The sequence below is a fragment of the Pseudomonas sp. Pmew2 genome (assembly GCF_058129885.1).
Genome location: NZ_CM176702.1, coordinates 706,087 through 729,031, shown reverse-complemented (window position 1 = coordinate 729,031; position 22,945 = coordinate 706,087). Strand labels below are relative to the sequence as shown.

The window sequence follows — 22,945 nt, the reverse complement described above, 5'->3', positions numbered from 1 at the left end:
GACACTCGACACGTACAAGTGTCAGTTGTCAGGCGCGCAAGGCAACGCCAAACTAGGACTCATGAAAAAAGTCTCCCCGAGTTATCTAAAGCACCAGTTCCTGATCGCCATGCCCCACATGCACGACGAGAACTTTGCTCAGACCTTGACCTACGTTGTCGAGCACAACGCCAATGGCGCAATGGGGCTGGTGATCAACCGCCCGCAAAGCCTGACCCTGGCAGATGTACTCGAACAACTGCGACCGGAGCTTCCTGCGCCCAAACGCTGCCAGGAAATCGCCATACATTCGGGCGGCCCGGTGCAGACCGATCGCGGCTTTGTCCTGCATCCCAGTGGCCAGACGTTTCAGGCCACAGTCAATCTTCCCGGCGGGATTTCGCTGTCGACCTCGCAGGACGTGCTGTTTTCAATCGCCGATGGCTACGGGCCTGATCAAAATGTGATCACCCTCGGCTACGCGGGGTGGGACGCCGGCCAACTGGATGCGGAAATGGCTGACAACGCCTGGCTGACCTGCTCGTTTGACCCGGCCATCCTGTTCGATGTCGACAGCGAGCAACGCCTGGATGCGGCAGCCAGACGCCTGGGCATCAATCTCAACCTCATATCGACCCAGGCAGGACATGCTTGATGGCCGCTTTACGGCTGCTGCTGGGGATTGATTACGGCACCAAACAGATCGGCGTTGCAGTCGGCCAGGCGATTACCGGCCAGGCACGTGAACTCTGCACGCTCAAGGCGCAGAATGGCGTGCCGGACTGGGACAAGGTCCAGGCGCTGATCAACGAGTGGAAACCTGATGCGATCGTGGTGGGTCTGCCGTTGAACATGGACGGCACGCCCAGCGACATGAGCGCGCGCGCGGAAAAGTTTTCGCGCAAGCTCAACGGACGCTTTGGTGTAACGGTCTACACCCATGATGAACGCCTGACCACCTTCGAAGCCAAGGGCGAGCGCATGGCGCGCGGCGGCCAGAAGGGCAGCTATCGCGACAATCCGGTGGATGCCATTGCCGCTGCGCTATTGCTGCAAGGCTGGCTGGATGAGCACCCCGAACTGTTGAATGTGTGACTTTTTCTGCCTTTATCGCTTCGAGATACCCGGATTCCACGTTATCGCTTGAGCATCGCGCCACGGACCGACGCTGCCCGAGCCTCTAAGGAGCAACCATGAGCCTGCCCGATCCCGCCGAACTGATTCGTCAGATGGCCACTGACCTGAACGCTCACCTGAGCAAGCGCGGCATCAGCGACCCTCGTTTCATTGGTATCCGCACTGGCGGTGTATGGGTTGCCCAGGCGCTGCTAAAGGCACTGAACAACCCCGCTCCGCTCGGCACCCTGGACGTTTCGTTCTATCGCGATGACTTCAGCCAGAACGGCCTGCACCCTCAAGTGCGACCTTCGGACCTGCCGTTCGAAATAGAAGGGCAGCATCTGGTGCTGATCGATGACGTGCTGATGAGTGGTCGTACTGTCCGCGCCGCCCTCAATGAACTGTTCGACTACGGCCGCCCGGCCAGCGTCACGCTGGTCTGCCTGCTGGACCTGGACGCCGGTGAACTGCCGATCCGCCCGAATGTGGTTGGCGCGACTCTGTCGCTGGCACCCGATGAACGCATCAAGCTGTCCGGCCCTGAGCCGCTGGCGCTCGAGCTTCAAGACCTCTCCACCGCCCTTTAAGAGTCCATTGCGATGACGCCTCTCGACGCCAAGCGCCCGCTGCAGCTCAACCACCAGGGCCAGCTGCGCCATTTTCTGTCTCTGGACGGCTTGCCCCGCGAGCTGCTTACCGAAATTCTCGACACCGCCGACTCGTTCCTTGAAGTCGGCGCCCGGGCGGTGAAGAAGGTCCCGCTGTTGCGCGGCAAAACGGTGTGCAACGTGTTCTTCGAGAACTCCACCCGTACCCGCACCACCTTTGAACTGGCTGCGCAGCGGCTGTCGGCCGACGTGATCACGCTGAACGTTTCGACCTCGTCCACCAGCAAAGGCGAAACGCTGTTCGATACCTTGCGCAACCTTGAGGCGATGGCCGCCGACATGTTCGTTGTGCGCCACGCCGACTCGGGTGCGGCGCACTTCATTGCCGAGCACGTATGCCCGGACGTCGCGATCATCAACGGCGGCGACGGACGCCATGCCCACCCGACCCAGGGCATGCTCGACATGCTGACCATCCGCCGTCACAAGGGCGGTTTCGAGAACCTGTCGGTGGCCATCGTCGGTGACATCCTGCATTCCCGGGTCGCACGCTCCAATATGCTTGCGCTCAAGGCGCTGGGCTGCCCGGACATCCGCGTGATAGGGCCGAAAACCCTGCTGCCGGTCGGCGTCGAACAATACGGGGTGAAGGTCTACACCGACCTCAACGAAGGTTTGAAGGACGTGGACGTGGTGATCATGCTGCGCCTGCAACGCGAACGCATGACCGGTGGACTGCTGCCCAGCGAAGGCGAGTTCTACCGTCTGTTCGGCCTGACCACCGCGCGCCTTGCGGCCGCGAAGCCGGATGCGATTGTCATGCACCCCGGCCCGATCAACCGCGGCGTGGAGATCGAATCGGCAGTGGCCGACGGCGCGCATTCGGTGATTCTCAATCAAGTGACCTACGGCATCGCAATCCGCATGGCAGTGCTGTCCATGGCCATGAGCGGGCAAAACGCACAACGTCAATTCGAACAGGAGAACGCCCAGTGAAGCTCAGCATCCTCGGCGCTCGCGTCATCGACCCGGTCAGCGGGATGGATCAGGTTACCGACCTGCATGTTGAAGCAGGCAAGCTCACCGCTATCGGTGCCGCCCCGGAGGGTTTCGAGCCCACCCAGATCATCGATGCTGCCGGACTGGTCGCAGCACCCGGTCTGGTCGACCTCAACGTGTCCCTGCGCGAGCCGGGCTACAGCCGCAAAGGCAGCATCGCCAGCGAAACCCGCGCGGCGGTGGCAGGCGGCGTGACCAGCCTGTGCTGCCCGCCGCAGACCAAACCGGTGCTCGACACCTCGGCGGTGGCCGAACTGATTCTGGACCGGGCCCGTGAAGCCGGTTTCAGCAAGGTGTTTCCTGTCGGCGCACTGAGCAAGGGCCTGGAAGGCGAACAACTGGCGGAGCTGATCGCCCTGCGCGACGCAGGCTGCGTGGCGTTCGGCAACGGCCTGAGCAGCTTCAGCAACACCCGTACGCTGTGCCGGGCGCTGGAATATGCGGCCACATTCGACCTGACGGTGATTTTCAATTCACAGGATCGTGATCTGGCCGAAGGCGGTCTGGCGCACGATGGCGCGACGGCGGCGTTTCTGGGCCTGGCGGGCATTCCCGAGACGGCCGAGACAGTGGCGCTGGCTCGCGACCTGTTGCTGGTCGAGCAAAGCGGTGCGCGCGCGCACTTCAGCCAGTTGACCAGTGCGCGTGGTGCGGCGCTGATTGCCCAGGCGCAGGCACGTGGTCTGCCAGTGACAGCGGATGTGGCGTTGTATCAGTTGATTCTGACTGACGAGGCGCTGATCGACTTCTCCAGCCTCTATCACGTCCAGCCGCCACTGCGCACTCGCGCAGACCGCGATGGTCTGCGTGAAGCGGTGAAGAGCGGTGTCATTCAGGCGATTTCCAGCCATCACCAGCCACATGAGCGTGACGCCAAGCTGGCGCCGTTCGGTGCCACGGAACCGGGAATCAGCAGCGTTGAGCTGCTGCTGCCGCTGGCCATGACGCTGGTGGATGACGGCCTGCTCGACCTGCCGACCCTGATCGCCCGCCTGAGCAGCGGCCCTGCCGCCGCCTTGCGCCTGCCAGCCGGCAAGCTAAGTGCCGGTGCGCCAGCGGATATCGTGCTGTTCGACCCTGCCGCCTCGACGGTTGCGGGCGAGACCTGGCTGTCAAAAGGCGAGAACTGCCCCTTCATCGGCCACTGCCTGCCCGGCTCGGTACGCTATACGCTGGTGGATGGACGGATCAGCTACAGCCGTTGAGGCACTACGCTCAGACCAGCGAAGGAGAGCGAGACCTCTGTAGAAGCGGACCGGGCGACGCTTCGCTTGTCCGCGAAGACAGTGTGTCAGTCGATGTATTCTCGGCGATCATAAAGCCCCCTTCGCGAACAAGTTCGCTCCCACGCCCTTCGGCCAGAGGCTTTAATGATGGGCCTTCTGTAGGAGCAGACTTGTCCGCGAAGACTGTAATTCAATCGATGAACTTTCGGTGAATGTAACGGCCCTTTCGCGAACAAGTTCGCTCCCACGCCTTTCGGCCAGAGGCTTTAATGAGGGGGCTTCTGCAGGAGCGGACTTGTCCGCGAAGACTGTAATTCAATCGGTGAACTTTCGGTGAATGTAACGGCCCTTTCGCGAACAAGTTCGCTCCCACGCCCTTCGGCCAGAGGCTTTAATGATGGGGCTTCTGTAGGAGCGGACTTGTCCGCGAAGACTGTGATTCAATCGATGAACTTTCGGTGAATGTAACGACCCTTTCGCGAACACGTTCGCTCCCACGCCCTGCGGGCAGAAGCCCTGACGCTCTGCGTCCGCCGCTGAGCAAGCCTCACCCGCGCTGGGCGTTCTTCATCGAGATCTGGTCATTCAGGGTCCAGAAGTCATACAGAATCCCCAAGAGAAACAACCCGCCCGTGCACAGGTAGATAATGCCGGTGATCCACTTGCCCTGATACATGCGGTGCACACCAAACAGGCCCAGGAAGGTCAGCAGGATCCACGCCAGGCTGTAATCGGTGGAACCTGAGGTAAAGCGCAGGTCGGCTTCGCGGTCCATCGAAGGGATCAGAAACAGGTCGATCAGCCAGCCGATACCAAACAGACCGAAGGTGAAGAACCAGATGGTCCCGGTCACCGGCTTGCCGTAGTAAAAGCGATGCGCCCCCAGGAACCCGAAAATCCACATCAGGTAGCCCATGACCTTGCTGTGCGTGTCCGAACGATAGGCGTTCATTTTTACCCTCTTTGCGCTGATAGAAAAAAATACATAACAAATTTGTGACTTGGTTTCCCTCTTCCGACGTATGGCACACGAGGCGGTTTTATGCCGCCAAGCCCTTGTCGTTAAAGGGATTAGCAAGAAAAAAGAAAGAGTCTGTCGCATAAAACGCAATGATACCAGTGTGATGCGCTCGACAAATGGGGTCAGATTTTCCGAAAAAGCTGTTATAAAGTTGCGCGCTGACCACTACGAGCCCTGCCGAATGCGTCCTTTTTTCAAGACATGGCTAACCATTTGCCTTTTTATGCCACTGGCCGCCCACGCCACCAATCGTGAGCAACAACTTCCTGCGAGCTTCACGGGCTACACCGCCAAAAGTCACTCTTCACCGGCACTCGCGACTCGCAATGCACCTCAGGAAGCCACACCAGTATCCGTTCACCCCAAAAACGCCCGCGCCTCCAAGCCTGTTTCACGCAAGAACGCCAGCAAGGCCACCTTGCAGGCGTCGGCTGCTGTCCCTGCCAAACAGGGCAATGCCGTCGTAAAACGCGCCCTGCAGGCTGTCGGTACGCCTTACCGCTGGGGCGGCACCACGCCCGGCAAGGGCCTGGACTGCAGCGGGCTGGTCAAATATGCCTACACGGATGTGCGTGAGGTCGACCTGCCACGCACCTCCAATGCCATGGCCCAGGGTCATGGTCAGACGGTGGATCGCAAGGATCTGAAACCCGGTGACCTGCTGTTCTTCAATATCAAGAGCCGCAACATCAACCACGTCGCCATTTACCTGGGCGACAACAAGTTCGTTCATGCGCCGCGCCGTGGCAAGGCGGTAACTGTCGATACGCTGAACAAACCGTATTGGAACAGTCACTACAAGATCGCCAAGCGCGTTCTGCCAAAACAGCCCGGCCAGATGCGCGTGGTTCAGCGCTGATCCTGGCGTGAATCTGCGGTCCGCAAGCCGCATCTGAAAAAAGGGGTCTTGAACGCGTTCAAGACCCCTTTTTCGTTCCTGCAGCATCCCTGCGATCAGAAGTTATCTGGCACCTTGGCCCGCTCACGAGCGCTTTCGCGGGTGATCAGGCCTTTCTTCACCAGATCAGCCAGGCACATATCCAGCGTCTGCATACCCAACGAACCGCCGGTCTGGATCGACGAATACATCTGCGCCACCTTGTCCTCGCGAATCAGGTTACGGATGGCTGGCGTGCCCATCATGATTTCATGCGCGGCCACACGTCCGCCGCCGACCTTCTTGAGCAACGCCTGCGAAACCACGGCGTGCAGCGATTCGGAGAGCATCGAGCGAATCATCGATTTTTCCTGAGCCGGAAACACATCGACGATCCGGTCGATGGTCTTGGCTGCTGACGTGGTGTGCAGCGTGCCGAATACCAGGTGGCCGGTTTCAGCCGCGGTGAGCGCCAGGCGGATGGTCTCCAGGTCACGCATCTCGCCGACCAGAATCACATCCGGGTCTTCGCGCAGGGCCGAGCGCAGTGCTTCCGAGAAGCCCAGCGTGTCGCGATGAACTTCGCGCTGGTTGACCAGGCACTTCTTCGACTCGTGAACGAATTCGATCGGGTCCTCGATGGTCAGGATGTGGTGATGCTTGTTGCAATTGAGGTAGTCAATCATCGCCGCCAGAGTAGTCGACTTGCCTGAGCCGGTCGGCCCGGTGACCAGAATCAGGCCGCGCGCCACATCCGTAATCTTCCGAAACACACTGCCCATCCCCAAGTCTTCCATGCTCAGGATTTTCGAGGGAATGGTACGAAACACCGCGCCTGCGCCGCGGTTCTGGTTGAAAGCGTTGACCCGAAACCGCGCCACGCCCGGCACTTCAAAGGAAAAGTCGGTTTCCAGACGCTCCTCGAAATCCTGCCGCTGCTTGTCGTTCATGATGTCGTAGATCAGCGCCTTGACCTCTTTGGCGTCCAGCGGGGGCAGGTTGATACGCCGCACATCGCCGTCGACGCGGATCATCGGTGGCAGACCTGCAGAGAGGTGCAAGTCCGACGCGCCCTGTTTGGCACTGAAGGCCAGCAGCTCGGTAATATCCATACAGCTCCTCAATCACATAGAATGCCGCAGACTTTAGCCCTGCTGGCGCAAATCAATGTCCACGATAGCAGCGAACATTTCAACGCTCGAACAACGAATTCGCGACGCAGCCCTCGCCGCCAACCGCGAACCGGCGTCCGTCGGCCTGCTGGCGGTGAGCAAAACCAAGCCCGCCGGCGACCTGCGTGAAGCTTACACCGCAGGCTTGCGCAACTTTGGCGAAAATTATTTACAGGAAGCACTGGGCAAACAACTCGAACTGAGCGACCTGCCCTTGTGCTGGCACTTCATCGGCCCCATTCAATCGAACAAGACGCGCGCTATCGCCGAGAACTTCGCCTGGGTACATTCCGTGGACCGCCTGAAAATCGCCCAACGCCTGTCCGAGCAACGCCCCGAGGCGCTTGAGCCACTGAACATCTGCATTCAGGTAAACGTCAGTGGCGAAGCCAGCAAGTCGGGCTGCACGCCTCAGGACCTGCCGGAGCTGGCCGCCGCCATCATCGCCCTGCCGCGACTGAAGCTGCGTGGCCTCATGGCGATCCCCGAGCCCACAGACGATCCTGCGGCTCAGCATGCCTCGTTCGCCGCTGTGCGCACGTTGCAGGAGCAATTGAACCTGGCGCTCGACACACTTTCCATGGGCATGAGCCACGACCTGGAAGCCGCCATTGCACAAGGCGCAACCTGGGTGCGTATCGGCACAGCTCTTTTTGGCGCCCGCGACTATGGCCAGCCATAACCTTCCCCACAAGGACCCCTTCATGAGCAAGACTCGTATTGCCTTCGTCGGTGCCGGAAACATGGCTGCCAGCCTGATCGGCGGCCTGCGCGCCCAAGGCGTGGACGCGGCACTGATCTGTGCCAGCGCGCCAGGTGCCGAAACCCGCGAACGCATCGCCAACGATCATGGCATCCAGGTATTTGCCGACAACGCCGAGGCGATCAAGGGCGCAGATGTCGTGGTGCTGGCGGTCAAGCCGCAGATGATGAAAAACGTCTGCCAGGCGTTGAAGTCCAGCCTTGAAGCCAATCAGTTGATTGTTTCGGTCGCAGCCGGCATTACCTGCGCCAGCCTGACTCAATGGCTTGGCGATCAGCCGGTGGTGCGCTGCATGCCCAATACCCCATCACTGCTGCGTCAGGGTGCCAGCGGGCTGTATGCGACCGACAAGGTCACTGCCGAACAACGCGAGCAGGCCGAGCAACTGCTGTCGGCCGTCGGTGTGGCAGTCTGGGTCGAGCAGGAAAAACACATGGACGCTGTAACGGCCGTGTCTGGCAGTGGCCCTGCGTACTTCTTTTTGATGATGGAAGCGATGACCGCGGCAGGTGTAAAACTGGGCCTGCCGGAAGACATCGCGAAAAAGCTGACTCTGCAAACCGCACTGGGCTCGGCACTGATCGCCACCGGCAGTGATGTGGGCGCGGGCGAGCTGCGTCGTCGTGTCGCCTCGCCAGGCGGGACCACCGAGGCGGCCATCAAGGCATTTCAGGCAGGCGGCTTCGAAGCACTGGTGGAAACGGCACTGACTGCCGCAGATCATCGTGCAGCCGAGCTGGCTGAGCAACTGGGCAAATAATTTTCGGGTTTTCTGGAGCAGATCGATGATCGGATTGAACACCGCTGCAATTTACGTCCTGCAAACGCTTGGCAGTCTTTACCTGCTGATCGTGCTGTTGCGCTTTGTGCTGCAACTGGTGCGGGCCAATTTCTACAACCCGCTGTGCCAGTTCATCGTGCGCGCCACCCAGCCGTTGCTCAAGCCGCTGCGGCGCATCATCCCGAGCCTGGGCGGGCTGGACATGTCTTCGCTGGTACTGGCGATCATCGTGCAGATGGTGCTGATGGCCCTGACCCTGCTGCTGATGTTCGGCACCACGGGCGATCCGCTGCACCTGCTGCTCTGGTCGATCATCGGCGTAACCGCACTGTTTCTGAAGATATTCTTCTTTGCCCTGATCATCAGCGTGATTCTGTCGTGGGTAGCACCGGGTAGCAGCAACCCCGGCGCAGAGCTGGTCAACCAGATCTGTGAACCCGCCCTGGCACCGTTCCGCAAGATCGTTCCGAACCTGGGCGGGCTGGATATCTCGCCGATCCTGGCGTTTCTGGTGCTCAAGCTGCTGGACATGCTGGTCATCAACAACCTCGCCGCCATGAGCAACATGCCGGATGTGCTGCGGTTGCTGATGTAAGCAATCTTGTTCCACGCTGGAGCGTGCGGAACGATCACCTCAACTATCGTGCGACGCTCCGCGTCGCATGCCGTTCTGGACGCTCTGCGTCCTGTCCCGAGGTGCAGCTGATTTGTGCCTCACAACATCGCTTATTGCCGCTGCACCCCGCGGTCTTTAGACTTACGCCTCATTTATGCGAGAGCAGGGTCGATGCCCACGGTATTCCCTCACGATTCTGTCGGACTGGTCACACCACAGACGGCGCACTTCAGCGAGCCTCTGGCGCTGGCCTGCGGTCGTTCGTTGCCGGCCTATGACCTGATTTACGAAACCTACGGTCAGCTCAACGCCGCACGCAGCAATGCCGTGCTGATCTGCCACGCGCTGTCCGGGCATCACCATGCCGCAGGCTTCCACAGCGCCGATGACCGCAAACCGGGCTGGTGGGACAGTTGCATCGGCCCTGGCAAGCCTATCGACACCAACACGTTCTTCGTCGTCAGCCTCAACAACCTGGGCGGCTGCAACGGCTCTACCGGCCCGAGCAGTATCGACCCGGACACCGGAAAGCCGTTCGGCGCCAACTTCCCGGTGGTGACCGTGGAAGACTGGGTCAACAGTCAGGCCCGGCTGGCGGATCTGCTCGGCATCGACACGTGGGCCGCGGTGATTGGCGGCAGTCTGGGTGGCATGCAGGCACTGCAATGGACCATCAGCTACCCGGATCGCGTGCGCCATTGCCTGGCAATCGCCTCGGCCCCCAAGCTGTCGGCACAGAACATCGCGTTCAACGAGGTGGCACGTCAGGCCATTCTCACCGACCCCGAATTCCACGGTGGTTCGTTCCAGGAACGCGGAGTGATCCCCAAACGCGGCCTGATGCTGGCACGGATGGTCGGGCACATCACCTACCTGTCGGATGACTCGATGGGCGAGAAATTCGGCCGTGGTCTGAAGAGCGAAAAACTCAACTACGACTTCCACAGCGTCGAGTTTCAGGTCGAAAGCTATCTGCGCTATCAGGGTGAAGAGTTTTCCGGGCGTTTCGACGCCAATACCTACCTGTTGATGACCAAGGCACTGGATTACTTCGACCCTGCCGCCAACTTCAACGACGATCTGGCCAAGACCTTCGCCAATGCCACCGCCAAATTCTGCGTGATGTCGTTTACTACCGACTGGCGCTTCTCGCCGGCCCGCTCGCGGGAACTGGTTGACGCACTGATGGCCGCGCGCAAGGACGTCTGCTATCTGGAAATCGACGCACCTCAAGGCCACGACGCCTTTCTGATCCCGATTCCGCGCTACTTGCAGGCTTTCGGTAATTACATGAACCGAATTTCGTTGTGAGGACGTCATGAGAGCCGATCTGGAAATCATTCAGGAATGGATTCCCGCGGGCAGCCGCGTGCTCGACCTGGGCTGCGGTGACGGCGAATTGCTGACCTGGCTGCGTGACCACAAGCAGGTCACCGGTTACGGGCTGGAAAACGACGCTGCCAACATCGCCGAGTGTGTCGCCAAGGGCATCAACGTCATCGAGCAGGACCTCGACAAGGGTCTGGGTAACTTTGCAAGCAACAGTTTCGATGTCGTGGTCATGACTCAGGCCCTGCAAGCGGTGCATTACCCGGACCGAATCCTCGACGAGATGCTGCGCGTCGGGCGCCAGTGCATCATCACCTTCCCGAACTTCGGTCACTGGCGCTGCCGCTGGTACCTGGCGAGCAAGGGCCGCATGCCGGTGTCCGAATTTCTGCCGTATACCTGGTACAACACGCCGAACATCCACTTCTGCACCTTCGGCGATTTCGAAGAACTGTGCCGTGAACGCGATGCAAAGGTGCTCGACAGGCTGGCCGTCGATCAACAGCATCGCCACGGCTGGGCCAGCAAACTCTGGCCCAATCTGCTCGGCGAGATCGGCATCTACCGCGTCACCAGCCCAGGGCTGACGGACCACAGGATTGCCGTTTAACCGACCGTTTTCAAGCACCACGACAGGCCAACCATGAACCTCACACAACTCGTACTGGCCAGCCACAATGGCGGCAAACTCAAGGAACTCCAGGCCATGCTCGGCGGCAGCGTAACGCTGCGCTCGGTCAGTGAGTTCAGCCTGGTAGAGCCGGAAGAAACCGGCCTGTCATTCGTCGAGAATGCAATCCTCAAGGCACGCAACGCCGCGCGTCTGTCCGGGCTGCCGGCGCTGGCCGACGACTCTGCGTTGGCGGTGGACTTTCTCGGCGGTGCGCCGGGTATCTATTCCGCGCGCTACGCCGATGGCCAAGGCGATGCCGCCAACAACGCCAAGCTGCTGGAAGCGCTCAAAGACGTGCCGGACGAGCAGCGTGGTGCACAGTTCGTCTGCGTATTGGCGCTGGTACGCCACGCCGACGATCCATTGCCGATCCTCTGTGAAGGGCTGTGGCACGGGCGCATCCTGCACGCCGCCAGCGGTGAACACGGCTTCGGCTATGACCCGCTGTTCTGGGTGCCGGAGCGCAACTGCTCGAGTGCCGAACTGGGCCCGACCGAGAAGAACCAGCTCAGCCACCGCGCCCGCGCCATGGTCCTGTTGCGGCAACGCCTGGGTCTGCAATGACCCACGATTCGCCTGCGCAGCCGCTGTTTCTCGGCGAGAGCGGCTTCTCGTCAGAGAGCCCGCGCCCTGCACTGCCGCACCTGCCGCCGTTGTCGCTGTACATCCATATTCCGTGGTGCGTGCGCAAATGCCCGTACTGCGACTTCAACTCGCACACTGCCAGCCCGGTGCTGCCGGAACAGGAATACGTCGACGCCCTGCTCGCCGACCTGGACCTGGACCTGCCGCACGTCTACGGCCGCGAGCTGCAATCGATCTTCTTTGGTGGCGGTACGCCGAGCCTGTTCAGCGCCGATGCGCTGGGGCGCCTGCTGCAGGGCGTCGAACAGCGCATCCGCTTTGCCAGCGATATCGAGATCACGCTGGAAGCCAACCCGGGCACCTTCGAGCAGGTCAAGTTCAGCGCCTATCGCGGCCTGGGCATCAATCGACTGTCGATCGGCATTCAGAGCTTTCAGGAATCCAAACTCAAGGCGCTGGGCCGCATTCACAACGGCGACGAAGCAATTCGTGCCGCCGATATGGCGCGTCAGGCCGGTTTCGACAACTTCAACCTGGACCTGATGCACGGCCTGCCGGATCAGTCCCAGGACGAGGCGCTGGCCGATCTACGCCAGGCCATTGCCCTCGCGCCGACCCACCTGTCCTGGTATCAACTGACCCTGGAGCCCAACACGGTGTTCTGGAATCAGCCACCGGTGCTGCCCGAAGACGACATTCTTTGGGACATTCAGGAAACCGGACAGCAGTTGCTGGCCACTCATGGCTACGCGCAATACGAAGTGTCGGCTTATGCACAGCCCGGAAAACCGGCGCGGCATAACCTCAACTATTGGGCGTTCGGTGATTTCATCGGCATCGGCGCAGGCGCACACGGCAAGCTGAGCAACCCGGACGGGCGCATCATGCGCACCTGGAAAACCCGGCTGCCCAAGGATTACCTGAACCCGGTCAAGCCGTTTCAGGCCGGTTCCAAGCTGTTGCCGCTGGATGAATTGCCGTTCGAATTCCTGATGAACGCACTGCGACTGACAAATGGTGTGGACGCTGCGTTATTTCGCGAAAGAACCGGTCTAAGCCTCGATTCGCTGGCCGAGGCGCGTCGACAGGCTGAACAAAAAGGGTTGCTGCACCAGGACCCGACACGCCTGATCGCCACGCCACAAGGCCAGCTGTTCCTCAACGACCTGCTGCAATACTTTCTGATCTAAGGACCCTGCATGGATTTCGTACTCGATTTGCTCGCCACCGTCTCGCGCTGGAGCCGCAGCAATCTCTCGGAAATCGCGCTCGCGCTGGTGGGCTGCCTGCTGGTGCTGTTCGGCTCGGACATCAAAGGCTGGCTGGAACAGCGAATCAGCGGCATCACAGGCGCTCTGCGCATCCCGCTCATCGCCCTGCTGTGCGCCGTGGGCAGCGGTGCGGCGCTGATCTATGCCACGCCTTGGGTAGTGCGCGGCCTGAGCCAGTTCAACAACTACAGCTTGGCACCGGTGCTGTTGGTGGTGCTGGTGCTGATCGGGGTAATTGCGGACCGCAAGTAAGCGCTGCTTTTTCAAACGCAGCAAAAAGCCCGGCATCTCTGCCGGGCTTTTTAGTGTTGCCGATGCAGATCAAGGCACCAGTTTGTCCAGCAACGCCTTGTCACGCACCGCGCCCTTGTCAGCGCTGGTCGCCAGCAGGGCGTAGGCCTTGAGGGCGGTGGTCACTTTGCGTGGACGCGACTCGACAGGTTTCCAGCCTTTCTTGTCCTGTTCAGTACGGCGCTCGGCCATCTCGGCATCGTCGATCAGCAGGTTGATCGAGCGGTTGGGGATGTCGATCAGCACTTTGTCGCCATCGCGCACCAGACCGATTGCACCGCCTGCCGCCGCTTCCGGGGAAGCGTGACCGATGGACAGGCCTGACGTACCGCCCGAGAAACGACCGTCGGTGAGCAACGCACAATCCTTGCCCAGCCCTTTGGACTTCAGGTACGACGTCGGGTAGAGCATTTCCTGCATGCCCGGACCGCCTTTCGGGCCTTCGTAACGGATGATGACGATGTCGCCAGCCTTCACTTCGTCAGCAAGAATCCCGCGTACTGCGCTGTCCTGGCTTTCGAAGATTTTGGCGTTGCCTTCGAAGACGTGAATCGACTCGTCGACACCGGCAGTTTTCACTACGCAGCCATCCAGCGCGATGTTGCCGTACAGCACGGCCAGGCCGCCTTCTTGCGAATAGGCGTGCTCTACGCTGCGGATGCAGCCGTTTTCGCGGTCGTCATCCAGGCTTTCCCAACGGGTCGACTGGCTGAACGCGGTCTGCGTCGGGATGCCTGCCGGGCCCGCCTTGAAGAAGGTGTGCACGGCTTCGTCGTCAGTCTGGGTGATGTCCCATTTGGCGATGCCTTCGGCCAGGGTCTTGCTGTGCACGGTCGGCAGGTCGGTGTGCAGCAGGCCGCCACGGGCCAGCTCGCCAAGGATGCTGAAGATCCCGCCCGCGCGGTGCACGTCTTCCATGTGGTACTTCTGGATGTTCGGCGCGACCTTGCACAGCTGCGGCACCTTGCGCGACAGACGGTCGATGTGGCGCAGGTCGAAATCGATCTCGGCTTCCTGAGCGGCGGCCAGCAAGTGCAGGATGGTGTTGGTCGAGCCGCCCATGGCGATGTCCAGCGTCATGGCGTTTTCGAACGCCTTGAAGTTGGCGATGTTGCGCGGCAACACCGAATCGTCGTTTTCCTTGTAGTACTGACGGCACAGGTCAACGATGGTGCGGCCAGCCTGCAGGAACAGTTGCTCGCGGTCGCTGTGGGTGGCGAGTGCGGAACCGTTGCCCGGCAGTGCAAGACCCAGTGCTTCGGTCAGGCAGTTCATCGAGTTGGCGGTGAACATGCCGGAACACGACCCGCAGGTCGGACAGGCGCTGCGCTCGTACTCGGCGACTTTTTCGTCACTGGCGGTCGAGTCAGCAGCGATGACCATCGCATCGACCAGATCCAGGCCGTGGCTGGCCAGTTTGGTCTTGCCCGCTTCCATTGGCCCGCCGGAGACGAAGATCACCGGAATGTTCAGGCGCAACGACGCCATCAGCATGCCCGGGGTGATCTTGTCGCAGTTGGAAATGCACACGATGGCGTCGGCGCAATGCGCATTGACCATGTACTCGACGGAGTCGGCAATGATCTCGCGGCTCGGCAGCGAATAGAGCATACCGTCGTGGCCCATGGCGATACCGTCATCGACCGCAATGGTGTTGAATTCCTTGGCCACGCCACCGGCGCGCTCGACTTCACGCGCGACCAGCTGGCCCATGTCCTTGAGGTGGACGTGGCCGGGTACGAACTGGGTGAAGGAGTTGGCGATGGCGATGATCGGTTTCTTGAAGTCTTCGTCCTTCATGCCCGTGGCGCGCCACAGGGCACGGGCGCCGGCCATGTTGCGGCCGTGGGTGGACGTTTTCGAGCGGTAATCAGGCATTGAAACACTCCGGCAAAAATAAGGCTGATCAGGAAGGGAGTGAGCTTCTATTGACGTCGCGAACGAGCGGCAGTGACCGCAGGCAGCGAAGAAACCGAACACCACGGGATCACCGTGTATTCGGCCTGAGCTCATAAACCCGCCGGGGATGACTGGCGATGAATAGCGCCGATTCTACACCGCCGGGTGGTTTGGTGGGGTCCGAATATCGGTCTTGGCACGGCGTTGCAAATCCCGATGGACAAAAGGCTGTCAGCCCATCTATCTTCCTCGGTAGGCCGCCTCATGTGGCCACGTCGCTCGGACGGTTCCGGGCGCTTACGTTTGCGAGATACTCATGGCTGACCAAGGTTCGCCGCGCCGCTTTGCGCGCATCGATCGACTCCCCCCTTATGTGTTCAACATCACCGCCGAGCTGAAAATGGCTGCTCGTCGTCGCGGTGAGGACATTATCGACCTGAGCATGGGCAACCCCGACGGGGCCACACCGCCGCACATTGTCGAAAAACTGATCACCGTCGCCCAGCGCGAAGACACCCACGGCTACTCCACCTCGCGGGGCATTCCGCGCCTGCGCCGGGCCATTTCCAACTGGTACAAGAAGCGCTACGAGGTCGACATCGACCCTGAAAGCGAAGCGATCGTGACCATTGGTTCCAAGGAAGGCCTGGCCCACCTGATGCTCGCCACGCTGGATCAGGGCGACACGGTGCTGGTGCCCAACCCCAGTTACCCGATTCACATCTACGGTGCCGTGATTGCCGGCGCCCAGGTGCGATCAGTGCCGCTGGTGCCAGGCGTGGACTTCTTCGACGAACTGGAAAAAGCCATTCGCGGCTCGATTCCCAAGTCGAAGATGATGATTCTGGGCTTCCCGTCCAACCCGACGGCGCAATGCGTGGAGCTGGATTTCTTCGAGCGCGTGGTGGCGCTGGCCAAGCAGTATGACGTGCTGGTGGTTCACGATCTGGCGTACGCCGACATCGTCTACGACGGCTGGAAAGCCCCGTCGATCATGCAGGTGCCGGGCGCCAAGGACATTGCAGTCGAGTTCTTCACCCTGTCCAAGAGCTACAACATGGCGGGCTGGCGGATTGGCTTCATGGTCGGCAACCCCGAACTGGTGAATGCACTGGCGCGGATCAAGAGTTACCACGACTACGGTACCTTCACGCCACTGCAGGTGGCGGCGATTGCCGCGCTGGAAGGCGATCAGCAGTGCGTGCTCGACATTGCCGAGCAGTATCGCCAGCGCCGCAACGTGCTGGTCAAAGGCTTGCACGAATTGGGTTGGATGGTCGAAAACCCCAAGGCGTCGATGTACGTCTGGGCGAAGATTCCAGAAGCCTACGCGCATCTGGGCTCGCTGGAGTTCGCCAAGAAGCTGCTGGCCGAAGCCAAGGTGTGTGTCTCGCCGGGCATCGGTTTCGGTGAGTACGGCGACGATCATGTGCGCTTCGCCCTGATCGAGAACCAGGACCGTATCCGCCAGGCCGTGCGCGGCATCCGCAGCATGTTCAGGGCTGACGACAAGCTCAAGTCCTGAGTTCGCCCTTTACGCCATGCCTGCTGACCGAATGCGCTCGGCAGGCATGCGCATCCCCACCGATTACGCCCCGCCCTGACTGACCGACAGTCGCCTCGGCAATTTTTACTTACTGCAAATGGCCGCGGACCGGTATGATCGCGCGCCCCGATACACCCGGAATTCTGAAATAAAATGAAACCCACCTTGATCGCCGCCGCAGAACTCGATCGCATCGACACCTGGGCCAAATACTCCAGCCACATGTGCGGGGGCTGCGTGTCCAGTTGCTGCACGTTGCCGGTAGAAGTGAAGATCAAGGACCTGATCCGCATCGGCATCGTCGATGAGTTCGAGCGCGGCGATCCGGCGAAGAACATCGCCAAACGTCTGCAGAAAGAAGGCATCGTCGAGCGTTACAACCAGAAGTCGGAAATCTTCACGTTGCAGCGCATGAGCAACAACGACTGCCTGTACCTGGACCGTAAAAGCCGCCTGTGCACCATCTATGACAAGCGCCCGGACACCTGCCGCAACCACCCGAAAGTCGGACCGCGTCCCGGTTATTGCGCGTACAAGCCCAAAGAAGTCGTGCGTCAGGAAAGCGGTTCTTTGAGAAACGCCACCAGCGCGCCAGTGCCGAAGTTCTGACCCCTTGAAGGGCTGCGCAACGCGCAGAATATTGGCTCACATCAATCAAGCCCCGCACAGGGGCTTTTTTGTGCGCGATGGAAAAAGCCTATCGATGTTAATTTTTGTGAAAAATAAAAATACTTCACATTATTTACTCATTGACTCACTATCCGATTCACAGATCAGAACAATAACGCTTGAATGCCAGCGACACAGGCATCGGCACTGACTTTGAGGATTACTGCATGACCAGCAAAAACGTTGGCGTTATCGGCCTCGGTGCGATGGGTCTGGGCATTGCCCGCTCGTTGCTGCGTAGCGGCTTCACTGTGCATGCCTGCGATGTGCGCAGCAGCGTGACCGAAGCGTTTGCCCAGGAAGGCGGCGTTGCCTGCCAATCCCCAGCCAGCATGGCCGCTGCCTGCGATGTGATCATTACCGTCGTGGTCAATGCCGAGCAGACCGAAACCGTCCTGTTTGGTGAAAACGGCGCGGTCGCGGCGCTGCGTCCGGGCAGTCTGGTCATCGGTTGCGCCACTGTCGCGCCAACCTTCGCCGTCGAACTGGGCGAGCGTCTGGCCGCACAGAACCTGCTGTACCTCGATGCACCGATCTGCCAAGGCCGCCGCTGGCCAGATGACCATGATGACCTCCGGCCCGGCCGAGACTTACGCCAAGGCCGAAGCCATCCTCAATGGCATGGCCGGCAAGGTCTATCGCCTGGGCGACGTCCACGGGCTGGGCTCGAAAGTCAAAATCATCAATCAGTTGCTCGCTGGCGTACACATCGCAGCCAGCGCCGAAGCCATGGCCCTCGGCCTGCGTGAAGGCGTCGATGCTGACGCGCTGTACGAAGTGATCACCAACAGTGCCGGTAACTCGTGGATGTTCGAGAACCGCGTGCCGCACATCCTCAACGCCGATTACACGCCGCTGTCGGCTGTGGATATCTTCGTCAAGGACCTCGGCCTGGTGCTGGATACCGCGCGCAGCAGCAAATTCCCGCTGCCGCTGTCGGCCACCGCGCACCAGATGTTCATGCAGGCCTCCAGCGCCGGTTTCGGCCGCGAGGATGACTCGGCGGTGATCAAGATTTTCCCGGGCATCGAATTGCCGAAAGCCAAGCCAGAAAAAGCCTGAGGAGCGACTGATGAGCCTGAACAACGCTCGCCCGCTGCTGGGCTGCATTGCCGATGACTTCACCGGCGCGACCGACCTGGCCAACATGCTGGTGCGCGGCGGTATGCGCACCGTGCAGAGCATCGGCATCCCCAGCGCCGAAATGGCTGCCGGCCTGGACGCCGACGCGATTGTCATCGCCCTGAAATCGCGTACCACACCAAGCGCCGACGCGGTGGCTGAATCCCTCGCTGCGCTGGAATGGCTGCGCGAGCGCGGCTGCGAGCAGATCTTCTTCAAATACTGCTCGACCTTCGATTCCACCGCCGCGGGTAACATCGGCCAGGTCAGCGAAGCACTGCTGGAGCAACTGGACAGCGACTTCACCCTCGCCTGCCCGGCCTTCCCGGAAAATGGCCGCACGATTTTCCGTGGCCATCTGTTCGTACAGGACCAGTTACTCAGCGAATCGGGCATGCAGAACCACCCGCTGACGCCCATGACCGACGCCAATCTGGTGCGTGTGCTGCAAGCGCAGACCCGCCACAAGGTCGGCCTATTGCGCTATGACAGCATTGCCCAGGGCGTCGAAGGCGTGCGCAACAGAATTGCCGAGCTGCGCGCCGAAGGTGTGAGCATGGCGATCGCCGATGCCCTGTCGGATGCCGATTTGTACACCCTGGGCGAAGCCTGCGCCGACTTGCCGCTGCTGACCGGTGGCTCGGGTCTGGCGCTGGGCCTGCCGGGTAACTTCCGCAAGGCAGGCAAGCTGCGCGATATCGATGCCGCCAAACAGGTCGCCATCAGTGGCGGCGAAGTGGTGTTGGCGGGCAGCGCTTCGGTTGCCACCAATGGCCAGGTCGCGGCCTGGCTGGAAGACAATCGCCCTGCACTGCGCATCAATCCGCTGGATCTGGCCGCAGGCAAGCCGGTGGTCGAGCAGGCGCTGGCCTTTGCCAGAGACGCCGGGCAAACCGTGTTGATCTACGCCACCAGTACGCCGGATGAAGTCAAAGCCGTGCAGAAAGAGCTGGGTGTTGAACGCTCCGGTGCAATGGTCGAAGCCGCGTTGGGCGAGATCGCCAAAGGGCTGCTGAACGCTGGTGTGCGCCGCTTTGTGGTCGCCGGTGGCGAAACCTCCGGTGCCGTGGTTCAGGCGCTGGGCGTGCAACTGTTGCAGATCGGCGCACAGATCGATCCGGGCGTTCCGGCCACAGTCAGCAGCGGCGTGCAACCGCTGGCACTGGCGCTCAAGTCCGGTAATTTCGGCGCTCGCGACTTCTTCGCCAAAGCCCTCAAGCAACTGGCGGGGGCGGCCTGATGATCGACGAAAACGCATTGCGTCAGGAAATCTGCGACGTCGGCCGTCTGCTGTATGGCCGTGGCTATACGGTGGGCAGCGCCGGCAACATCAGCGCACGACTCGACGACGGCTGGCTGATTACCCCGACCGATGCCTGCCTGGGCCGCATGGACCCGGCCGATATCGCCAAGGTCAATCTGGCCGGTGAATGGGTATCCGGTAGCAAGCCGTCCAAGACCCTGGCCCTGCACCGCGAAGTCTACGACCGCAACCCTGAGGTCGGCGGCGTGGTGCACACCCACTCGACGCATCTGGTGGCGCTGACCCTGGCGGGCGTATGGCGCGAAGACGACATTCTGCCGCCGCTGCCGCCGCTGACGCCGTATCAGGTCATGAAGGTCGGGCATATCCCGCTGATCCCTTACGAGCGTCCGGGCTCGCCGAAAGTCGCCGAGCGCGTGGCGGAACTGGCCAACAGTGTGCGCGGCGTGATGCTCGAGCGGCTCGGCCCGGTGGTCTGGGAAAGCTCGGTGGCCAAGGCCTGCTACGCCCTGGAAGAGCTGGAAGAAACAGCGCGTCTGTGGCTGATGAGCAACCCCAAACCTGCACCGCTGGACCCGACGGCGCTTGAAGAGCTGCGTCAGGTGTTCGGCGCCAGGTGGTAACGAGCACACGGTGATCGGGGGGCGCGCTGCACCTCCCGGTCGAAAAACAATAACAACAGGAATCGAGAGCATGACTCACCCCTCCCCCGCTGTTTCGTTGTCAGTCTTTACCACCATCGACCGGAGTGCACGGGCATGACGCCGCTCATGTTGATGGTCGTGGCCGGTGCGGGCATCGCACTGCTGTTGTTTCTGGTGCTCAAGTACAAATTCCAGCCCTTCGTCGCCCTGATGCTGGTCAGCATTATCGTGGCGCTGGTCGCCGGTGTTAAACCGGCCGATCTGGTTACCACCATTGAAGGCGGCATGGGCAAGACCCTTGGCCACATCGCGATCATCATCGCTTTGGGCGCGATGATCGGACGCATCATCGAGCTGTCGGGCGGGGCCGAGGCGCTGGCCAAAACCCTGATCAACCGCTTCGGCAACAAGCGCACGCCTCTGGCGCTGACCGTTGCGGGTTTCATGGTCGGTATTCCGGTGTTCTTCGAGGTCGGCGTGATCATCCTCATGCCGTTGGCATACGGCGTGGCACGGGCGGCACGCAAGCCGCTGCTGATTTTCGCGCTGCCAATGTGCGCAGCCTTGCTTGCCGTGCACGCGTTCCTGCCGCCGCACCCCGGCGCGGTAGCCGCTGCCAGCCAGTTGGGCGCGGACCTGGGCCGGGTGCTGATGCTGGGCATTCCGATCGTTGCTGTACTGTGCATGATCGGCTATTTCGTCGCGGGGCGCATGACCCGCAAGACCTACCCGATGACCGACGATATTCGCGCCGAAGTCTACGGCCCGCACGTTACCAACGAAGACCTGGAAGCCTGGGCGCGCAACGATTATTCCGCTGTGCGTGAAGCCACTGAAACCAGAACCCTGGGCGCAGAAGAGACCGCCAGCAGCCTGGCGAGCAAACTGCCGCCAGCACCTGCACCGGGTTTCGGGCTGATCATCGCGCTCATTCTGTTGCCGATCGTGCTGATTCTGATGGGCACCCTGGCCACCACCATGCTGCCAGCCACGTCCACGCTGCGTGCAGTGCTGACCGTTCTCGGTGCGCCGCTTGTGGCATTGCTGATAGATACCCTGCTGTGCGCCTGGTTGTTGGGCTCGCGTCGTGGCTGGAGCCGCACTCAGGTGTCCGATGTGATCGGCTCGGCCTTGCCGGGTGTGGCGATGGTGATTCTGATTGCCGGTGCCGGTGGCGTGTTTGGCAAGGTGCTGGTCGACACCGGCATTGGTGCGGTGGTCTCCGAGGCGCTGCGTAACACCGGTCTGCCGGTACTCGCGCTGGGCTTCCTGCTGACCCTGCTGCTGCGCGCTGTTCAGGGTTCGACCACCGTTGCACTGGTGACCACTGCAGGCATTCTCAGCCCGCTGATCGCCACGCTGGACCTGAGCGCCAACCACCTGGCTCTATTGTGCCTGGCGATGGGCGGTGGCGGTCTGGCCATGTCGCACATCAATGATGCCGGTTACTGGATGTTCACCAAGCTGGCAGGCCTCAACGTCGCCGACGGCTTGCGCACCTGGACCGTACTGGTCACGCTGCTGGGCACACTGGGCTTCGTGATCACCCTGCTGCTTTGGCCATTCGTCTGACCCTTTGAAGACTGGAGTTAACATGCCTCGTTTTGCCGCCAACCTCAGCATGCTGTACCCGCAGCATGATTTTCTTGAGCGCTTTGCCGCAGCCGCAGCCGATGGTTTCGGCGCGGTCGAGTACCTGTTCCCCTACGCCTATAGCCCTCAGGAACTCAAGCAGCGCCTGAGCGACAACGGTCTGGTGCAGGCGCTGTTCAACGCCCCGCCAGGCGACTGGGAAGCAGGCGAGCGAGGCATTGCCACGCTGCCGGGTCGTGAAGCGGAATTTCGCAGCGGTATCGAGCGGGCGCTGGAGTACGCACAGGTGCTGGGCAATGACCGAGTGCATGTCATGGCTGGCTTGCTGGCCGATGAAAGCTTGCGTGAGCGTCATCAGGCGGTCTATCTGGAAAACCTCGCGTTCGCGGCTGAGCAAGCCAAGGGCGCAGGCGTCACGATTCTGATCGAGCCGATCAACACCCGCGACATGCCGGGCTTCTTCCTCAATCGTCAGGATCAGGCACAGGAAATCTGCAGACTGGTGGGCGCTGACAATCTGAAGGTGCAGTTCGACTGCTACCACTGCCAGATCGTCGAAGGCGACCTGACCAGCAAACTGCGCCGGGACTTTGCGGGCATTGGCCATATTCAGATTGCAGGCGTCCCGGACCGCTATGAGCCGAACCTTGGCGAGCTGAACTACGAACACCTGTTCAATGTGATCGACGAGTTGGGCTACAGCGGCTGGATCGGCTGCGAATACCGTCCGAAAGGCGACACCAGCGTTGGTCTGGCGTGGTTGCGCGAGCTACAAGCCAAGGGCTGAAACACTCGGGATAGACGACGCGGAGCGTCGTGAACGGCATTCCCACGCGGA

The 22,945-nt window shown here is 61.1% G+C and carries 23 protein-coding genes and 1 pseudogene; 21 read left to right on the top strand and 3 right to left on the bottom strand.

The features are described from left to right. The first annotated feature begins 61 nt into the window (after positions 1–61). From AC4ANK_RS03370 to AC4ANK_RS03350, 5 genes are all read left to right on the top strand, one after another. Complete coding sequence (locus tag AC4ANK_RS03370) at positions 62–634, top strand: YqgE/AlgH family protein (protein WP_002551735.1); 573 nt, start codon at positions 62–64, stop codon at positions 632–634. Further along, positions 634–1,074, top strand: coding sequence for a Holliday junction resolvase RuvX (gene ruvX / locus AC4ANK_RS03365; protein ID WP_002551734.1), 441 nt, complete (start codon positions 634–636; stop codon positions 1,072–1,074). Before AC4ANK_RS03370 ends, ruvX begins: the two co-directional genes overlap by 1 nt. 98 nt (positions 1,075–1,172) lie before the next feature. Continuing rightward, complete coding sequence (pyrR, locus tag AC4ANK_RS03360; protein WP_002551733.1) at positions 1,173–1,685, top strand: bifunctional pyr operon transcriptional regulator/uracil phosphoribosyltransferase PyrR; 513 nt, start codon at positions 1,173–1,175, stop codon at positions 1,683–1,685. A gap of 12 nt (positions 1,686–1,697) precedes the next feature. After that, positions 1,698–2,702: an aspartate carbamoyltransferase catalytic subunit gene (locus AC4ANK_RS03355; protein WP_002551732.1), complete on the top strand. Its 1,005-nt coding sequence runs from the start codon at positions 1,698–1,700 to the stop codon at positions 2,700–2,702. Continuing rightward, on the top strand, positions 2,699–3,970 hold the full coding sequence (locus tag AC4ANK_RS03350) for a dihydroorotase (protein WP_031595014.1): 1,272 nt from the start codon (positions 2,699–2,701) through the stop codon (positions 3,968–3,970). Before AC4ANK_RS03355 ends, AC4ANK_RS03350 begins: the two co-directional genes overlap by 4 nt. A gap of 568 nt (positions 3,971–4,538) precedes the next feature. Here the strand turns inward: AC4ANK_RS03350 and AC4ANK_RS03345 are convergent. Further along, positions 4,539–4,943, bottom strand: coding sequence for an NINE protein (locus AC4ANK_RS03345; protein ID WP_002551730.1), 405 nt, complete (start codon positions 4,941–4,943; stop codon positions 4,539–4,541). 250 nt (positions 4,944–5,193) lie between these two features. Here AC4ANK_RS03345 and AC4ANK_RS03340 point away from each other — a divergent pair, with 250 nt between their 5' ends. Beyond that, positions 5,194–5,871 (top strand): C40 family peptidase, encoded by a 678-nt coding sequence (locus tag AC4ANK_RS03340; RefSeq protein WP_002551729.1) that lies wholly within the window; start codon positions 5,194–5,196, stop codon positions 5,869–5,871. A 95-nt stretch (positions 5,872–5,966) separates the two neighbouring features. Here AC4ANK_RS03340 and AC4ANK_RS03335 read toward each other — a convergent pair whose 3' ends face one another. Next, complete coding sequence (locus AC4ANK_RS03335) at positions 5,967–7,001, bottom strand: type IV pilus twitching motility protein PilT (RefSeq protein WP_002551728.1); 1,035 nt, start codon at positions 6,999–7,001, stop codon at positions 5,967–5,969. Between the two features lie 55 nt (positions 7,002–7,056). Between AC4ANK_RS03335 and AC4ANK_RS03330 the strand changes: the two genes are divergently transcribed. The 8 genes from AC4ANK_RS03330 (at position 7,057) to AC4ANK_RS03295 (ending at position 13,331) form a co-directional block, all read left to right on the top strand. Then, a complete protein-coding gene (locus tag AC4ANK_RS03330; RefSeq protein WP_002551727.1) occupies positions 7,057–7,743 on the top strand; it encodes a YggS family pyridoxal phosphate-dependent enzyme in 687 nt (228 codons plus the stop codon). Between the two features lie 22 nt (positions 7,744–7,765). After that, positions 7,766–8,584 (top strand): pyrroline-5-carboxylate reductase, encoded by an 819-nt coding sequence (gene proC, locus AC4ANK_RS03325; protein ID WP_002551726.1) that lies wholly within the window; start codon positions 7,766–7,768, stop codon positions 8,582–8,584. Between the two features lie 25 nt (positions 8,585–8,609). Beyond that, positions 8,610–9,200: a YggT family protein gene (locus AC4ANK_RS03320; RefSeq protein ID WP_002551725.1), complete on the top strand. Its 591-nt coding sequence runs from the start codon at positions 8,610–8,612 to the stop codon at positions 9,198–9,200. 192 nt (positions 9,201–9,392) lie between these two features. Further along, on the top strand, positions 9,393–10,532 hold the full coding sequence (gene metX, locus AC4ANK_RS03315; RefSeq protein ID WP_002551724.1) for a homoserine O-succinyltransferase MetX: 1,140 nt from the start codon (positions 9,393–9,395) through the stop codon (positions 10,530–10,532). A gap of 7 nt (positions 10,533–10,539) precedes the next feature. After that, positions 10,540–11,160, top strand: a complete 621-nt coding sequence (metW, locus tag AC4ANK_RS03310) for a methionine biosynthesis protein MetW (RefSeq protein WP_002551723.1) — start codon at positions 10,540–10,542, stop codon at positions 11,158–11,160. Positions 11,161–11,193: 33 nt separating this feature from the next. Further along, positions 11,194–11,787, top strand: coding sequence for an RdgB/HAM1 family non-canonical purine NTP pyrophosphatase (gene rdgB, locus AC4ANK_RS03305; RefSeq protein WP_002551722.1), 594 nt, complete (start codon positions 11,194–11,196; stop codon positions 11,785–11,787). Beyond that, positions 11,784–12,998, top strand: coding sequence for a radical SAM family heme chaperone HemW (hemW, locus tag AC4ANK_RS03300; protein WP_002551721.1), 1,215 nt, complete (start codon positions 11,784–11,786; stop codon positions 12,996–12,998). The genes rdgB and hemW overlap by 4 nt, the downstream gene beginning before the upstream one ends. Positions 12,999–13,007: 9 nt before the next feature. Next, positions 13,008–13,331 carry a DUF3392 domain-containing protein gene (locus AC4ANK_RS03295; protein WP_002551720.1) on the top strand — a complete coding sequence of 108 codons (324 nt, stop codon included), beginning with the start codon at positions 13,008–13,010 and terminating at the stop codon, positions 13,329–13,331. A gap of 69 nt (positions 13,332–13,400) precedes the next feature. On the opposite strand, the gene ilvD is transcribed toward AC4ANK_RS03295, so the two are convergent. Next, on the bottom strand, positions 13,401–15,248 hold the full coding sequence (gene ilvD, locus AC4ANK_RS03290) for a dihydroxy-acid dehydratase (RefSeq protein WP_031595017.1): 1,848 nt from the start codon (positions 15,246–15,248) through the stop codon (positions 13,401–13,403). A 337-nt stretch (positions 15,249–15,585) separates the two neighbouring features. Here ilvD and alaC point away from each other — a divergent pair, with 337 nt between their 5' ends. The 7 genes and pseudogenes from alaC to otnI all read left to right on the top strand — a co-directional run bounded on the left by alaC (position 15,586) and on the right by otnI (position 22,894). Then, positions 15,586–16,794: an alanine transaminase gene (gene alaC / locus AC4ANK_RS03285; RefSeq protein ID WP_460384192.1), complete on the top strand. Its 1,209-nt coding sequence runs from the start codon at positions 15,586–15,588 to the stop codon at positions 16,792–16,794. 174 nt (positions 16,795–16,968) lie between these two features. Continuing rightward, on the top strand, positions 16,969–17,424 hold the full coding sequence (locus AC4ANK_RS03280) for a YkgJ family cysteine cluster protein (RefSeq protein ID WP_002551717.1): 456 nt from the start codon (positions 16,969–16,971) through the stop codon (positions 17,422–17,424). Positions 17,425–17,651: 227 nt separating this feature from the next. After that, a pseudogene (ltnD, locus tag AC4ANK_RS03275) lies at positions 17,652–18,546 on the top strand (L-threonate dehydrogenase). Between the two features lie 10 nt (positions 18,547–18,556). Then, positions 18,557–19,846: a 3-oxo-tetronate kinase gene (otnK, locus tag AC4ANK_RS03270; RefSeq protein ID WP_002551715.1), complete on the top strand. Its 1,290-nt coding sequence runs from the start codon at positions 18,557–18,559 to the stop codon at positions 19,844–19,846. After that, positions 19,846–20,493 (top strand): 3-oxo-tetronate 4-phosphate decarboxylase, encoded by a 648-nt coding sequence (otnC, locus tag AC4ANK_RS03265; RefSeq protein WP_460384190.1) that lies wholly within the window; start codon positions 19,846–19,848, stop codon positions 20,491–20,493. The genes otnK and otnC overlap by 1 nt, the downstream gene beginning before the upstream one ends. 135 nt (positions 20,494–20,628) lie before the next feature. After that, positions 20,629–22,086, top strand: a complete 1,458-nt coding sequence (locus tag AC4ANK_RS03260; RefSeq protein WP_002551713.1) for a GntP family transporter — start codon at positions 20,629–20,631, stop codon at positions 22,084–22,086. Positions 22,087–22,108: 22 nt separating this feature from the next. Further along, positions 22,109–22,894 (top strand): 2-oxo-tetronate isomerase, encoded by a 786-nt coding sequence (otnI, locus tag AC4ANK_RS03255; RefSeq protein WP_031595023.1) that lies wholly within the window; start codon positions 22,109–22,111, stop codon positions 22,892–22,894. The last annotated feature ends 51 nt before the right edge of the window (positions 22,895–22,945 follow it).

Coding starts and splice junctions, on each gene's coding strand:
- AC4ANK_RS03370 (WP_002551735.1), top strand. CDS start 62: ATGAAAAAAGTCTCCCCGAGTTATCTAAAGCACCAGTTCCTGATCGCC.
- ruvX (WP_002551734.1), top strand. CDS start 634: ATGGCCGCTTTACGGCTGCTGCTGGGGATTGATTACGGCACCAAACAG.
- pyrR (WP_002551733.1), top strand. CDS start 1,173: ATGAGCCTGCCCGATCCCGCCGAACTGATTCGTCAGATGGCCACTGAC.
- AC4ANK_RS03355 (WP_002551732.1), top strand. CDS start 1,698: ATGACGCCTCTCGACGCCAAGCGCCCGCTGCAGCTCAACCACCAGGGC.
- AC4ANK_RS03345 (WP_002551730.1), bottom strand. CDS start 4,943: ATGAACGCCTATCGTTCGGACACGCACAGCAAGGTCATGGGCTACCTG.
- AC4ANK_RS03340 (WP_002551729.1), top strand. CDS start 5,194: ATGCGTCCTTTTTTCAAGACATGGCTAACCATTTGCCTTTTTATGCCA.
- AC4ANK_RS03335 (WP_002551728.1), bottom strand. CDS start 7,001: ATGGATATTACCGAGCTGCTGGCCTTCAGTGCCAAACAGGGCGCGTCG.
- AC4ANK_RS03330 (WP_002551727.1), top strand. CDS start 7,057: ATGTCCACGATAGCAGCGAACATTTCAACGCTCGAACAACGAATTCGC.
- proC (WP_002551726.1), top strand. CDS start 7,766: ATGAGCAAGACTCGTATTGCCTTCGTCGGTGCCGGAAACATGGCTGCC.
- AC4ANK_RS03320 (WP_002551725.1), top strand. CDS start 8,610: ATGATCGGATTGAACACCGCTGCAATTTACGTCCTGCAAACGCTTGGC.
- metX (WP_002551724.1), top strand. CDS start 9,393: ATGCCCACGGTATTCCCTCACGATTCTGTCGGACTGGTCACACCACAG.
- metW (WP_002551723.1), top strand. CDS start 10,540: ATGAGAGCCGATCTGGAAATCATTCAGGAATGGATTCCCGCGGGCAGC.
- rdgB (WP_002551722.1), top strand. CDS start 11,194: ATGAACCTCACACAACTCGTACTGGCCAGCCACAATGGCGGCAAACTC.
- hemW (WP_002551721.1), top strand. CDS start 11,784: ATGACCCACGATTCGCCTGCGCAGCCGCTGTTTCTCGGCGAGAGCGGC.
- AC4ANK_RS03295 (WP_002551720.1), top strand. CDS start 13,008: ATGGATTTCGTACTCGATTTGCTCGCCACCGTCTCGCGCTGGAGCCGC.
- ilvD (WP_031595017.1), bottom strand. CDS start 15,248: ATGCCTGATTACCGCTCGAAAACGTCCACCCACGGCCGCAACATGGCC.
- alaC (WP_460384192.1), top strand. CDS start 15,586: ATGGCTGACCAAGGTTCGCCGCGCCGCTTTGCGCGCATCGATCGACTC.
- AC4ANK_RS03280 (WP_002551717.1), top strand. CDS start 16,969: ATGAAACCCACCTTGATCGCCGCCGCAGAACTCGATCGCATCGACACC.
- otnK (WP_002551715.1), top strand. CDS start 18,557: ATGAGCCTGAACAACGCTCGCCCGCTGCTGGGCTGCATTGCCGATGAC.
- otnC (WP_460384190.1), top strand. CDS start 19,846: ATGATCGACGAAAACGCATTGCGTCAGGAAATCTGCGACGTCGGCCGT.
- AC4ANK_RS03260 (WP_002551713.1), top strand. CDS start 20,629: ATGACGCCGCTCATGTTGATGGTCGTGGCCGGTGCGGGCATCGCACTG.
- otnI (WP_031595023.1), top strand. CDS start 22,109: ATGCCTCGTTTTGCCGCCAACCTCAGCATGCTGTACCCGCAGCATGAT.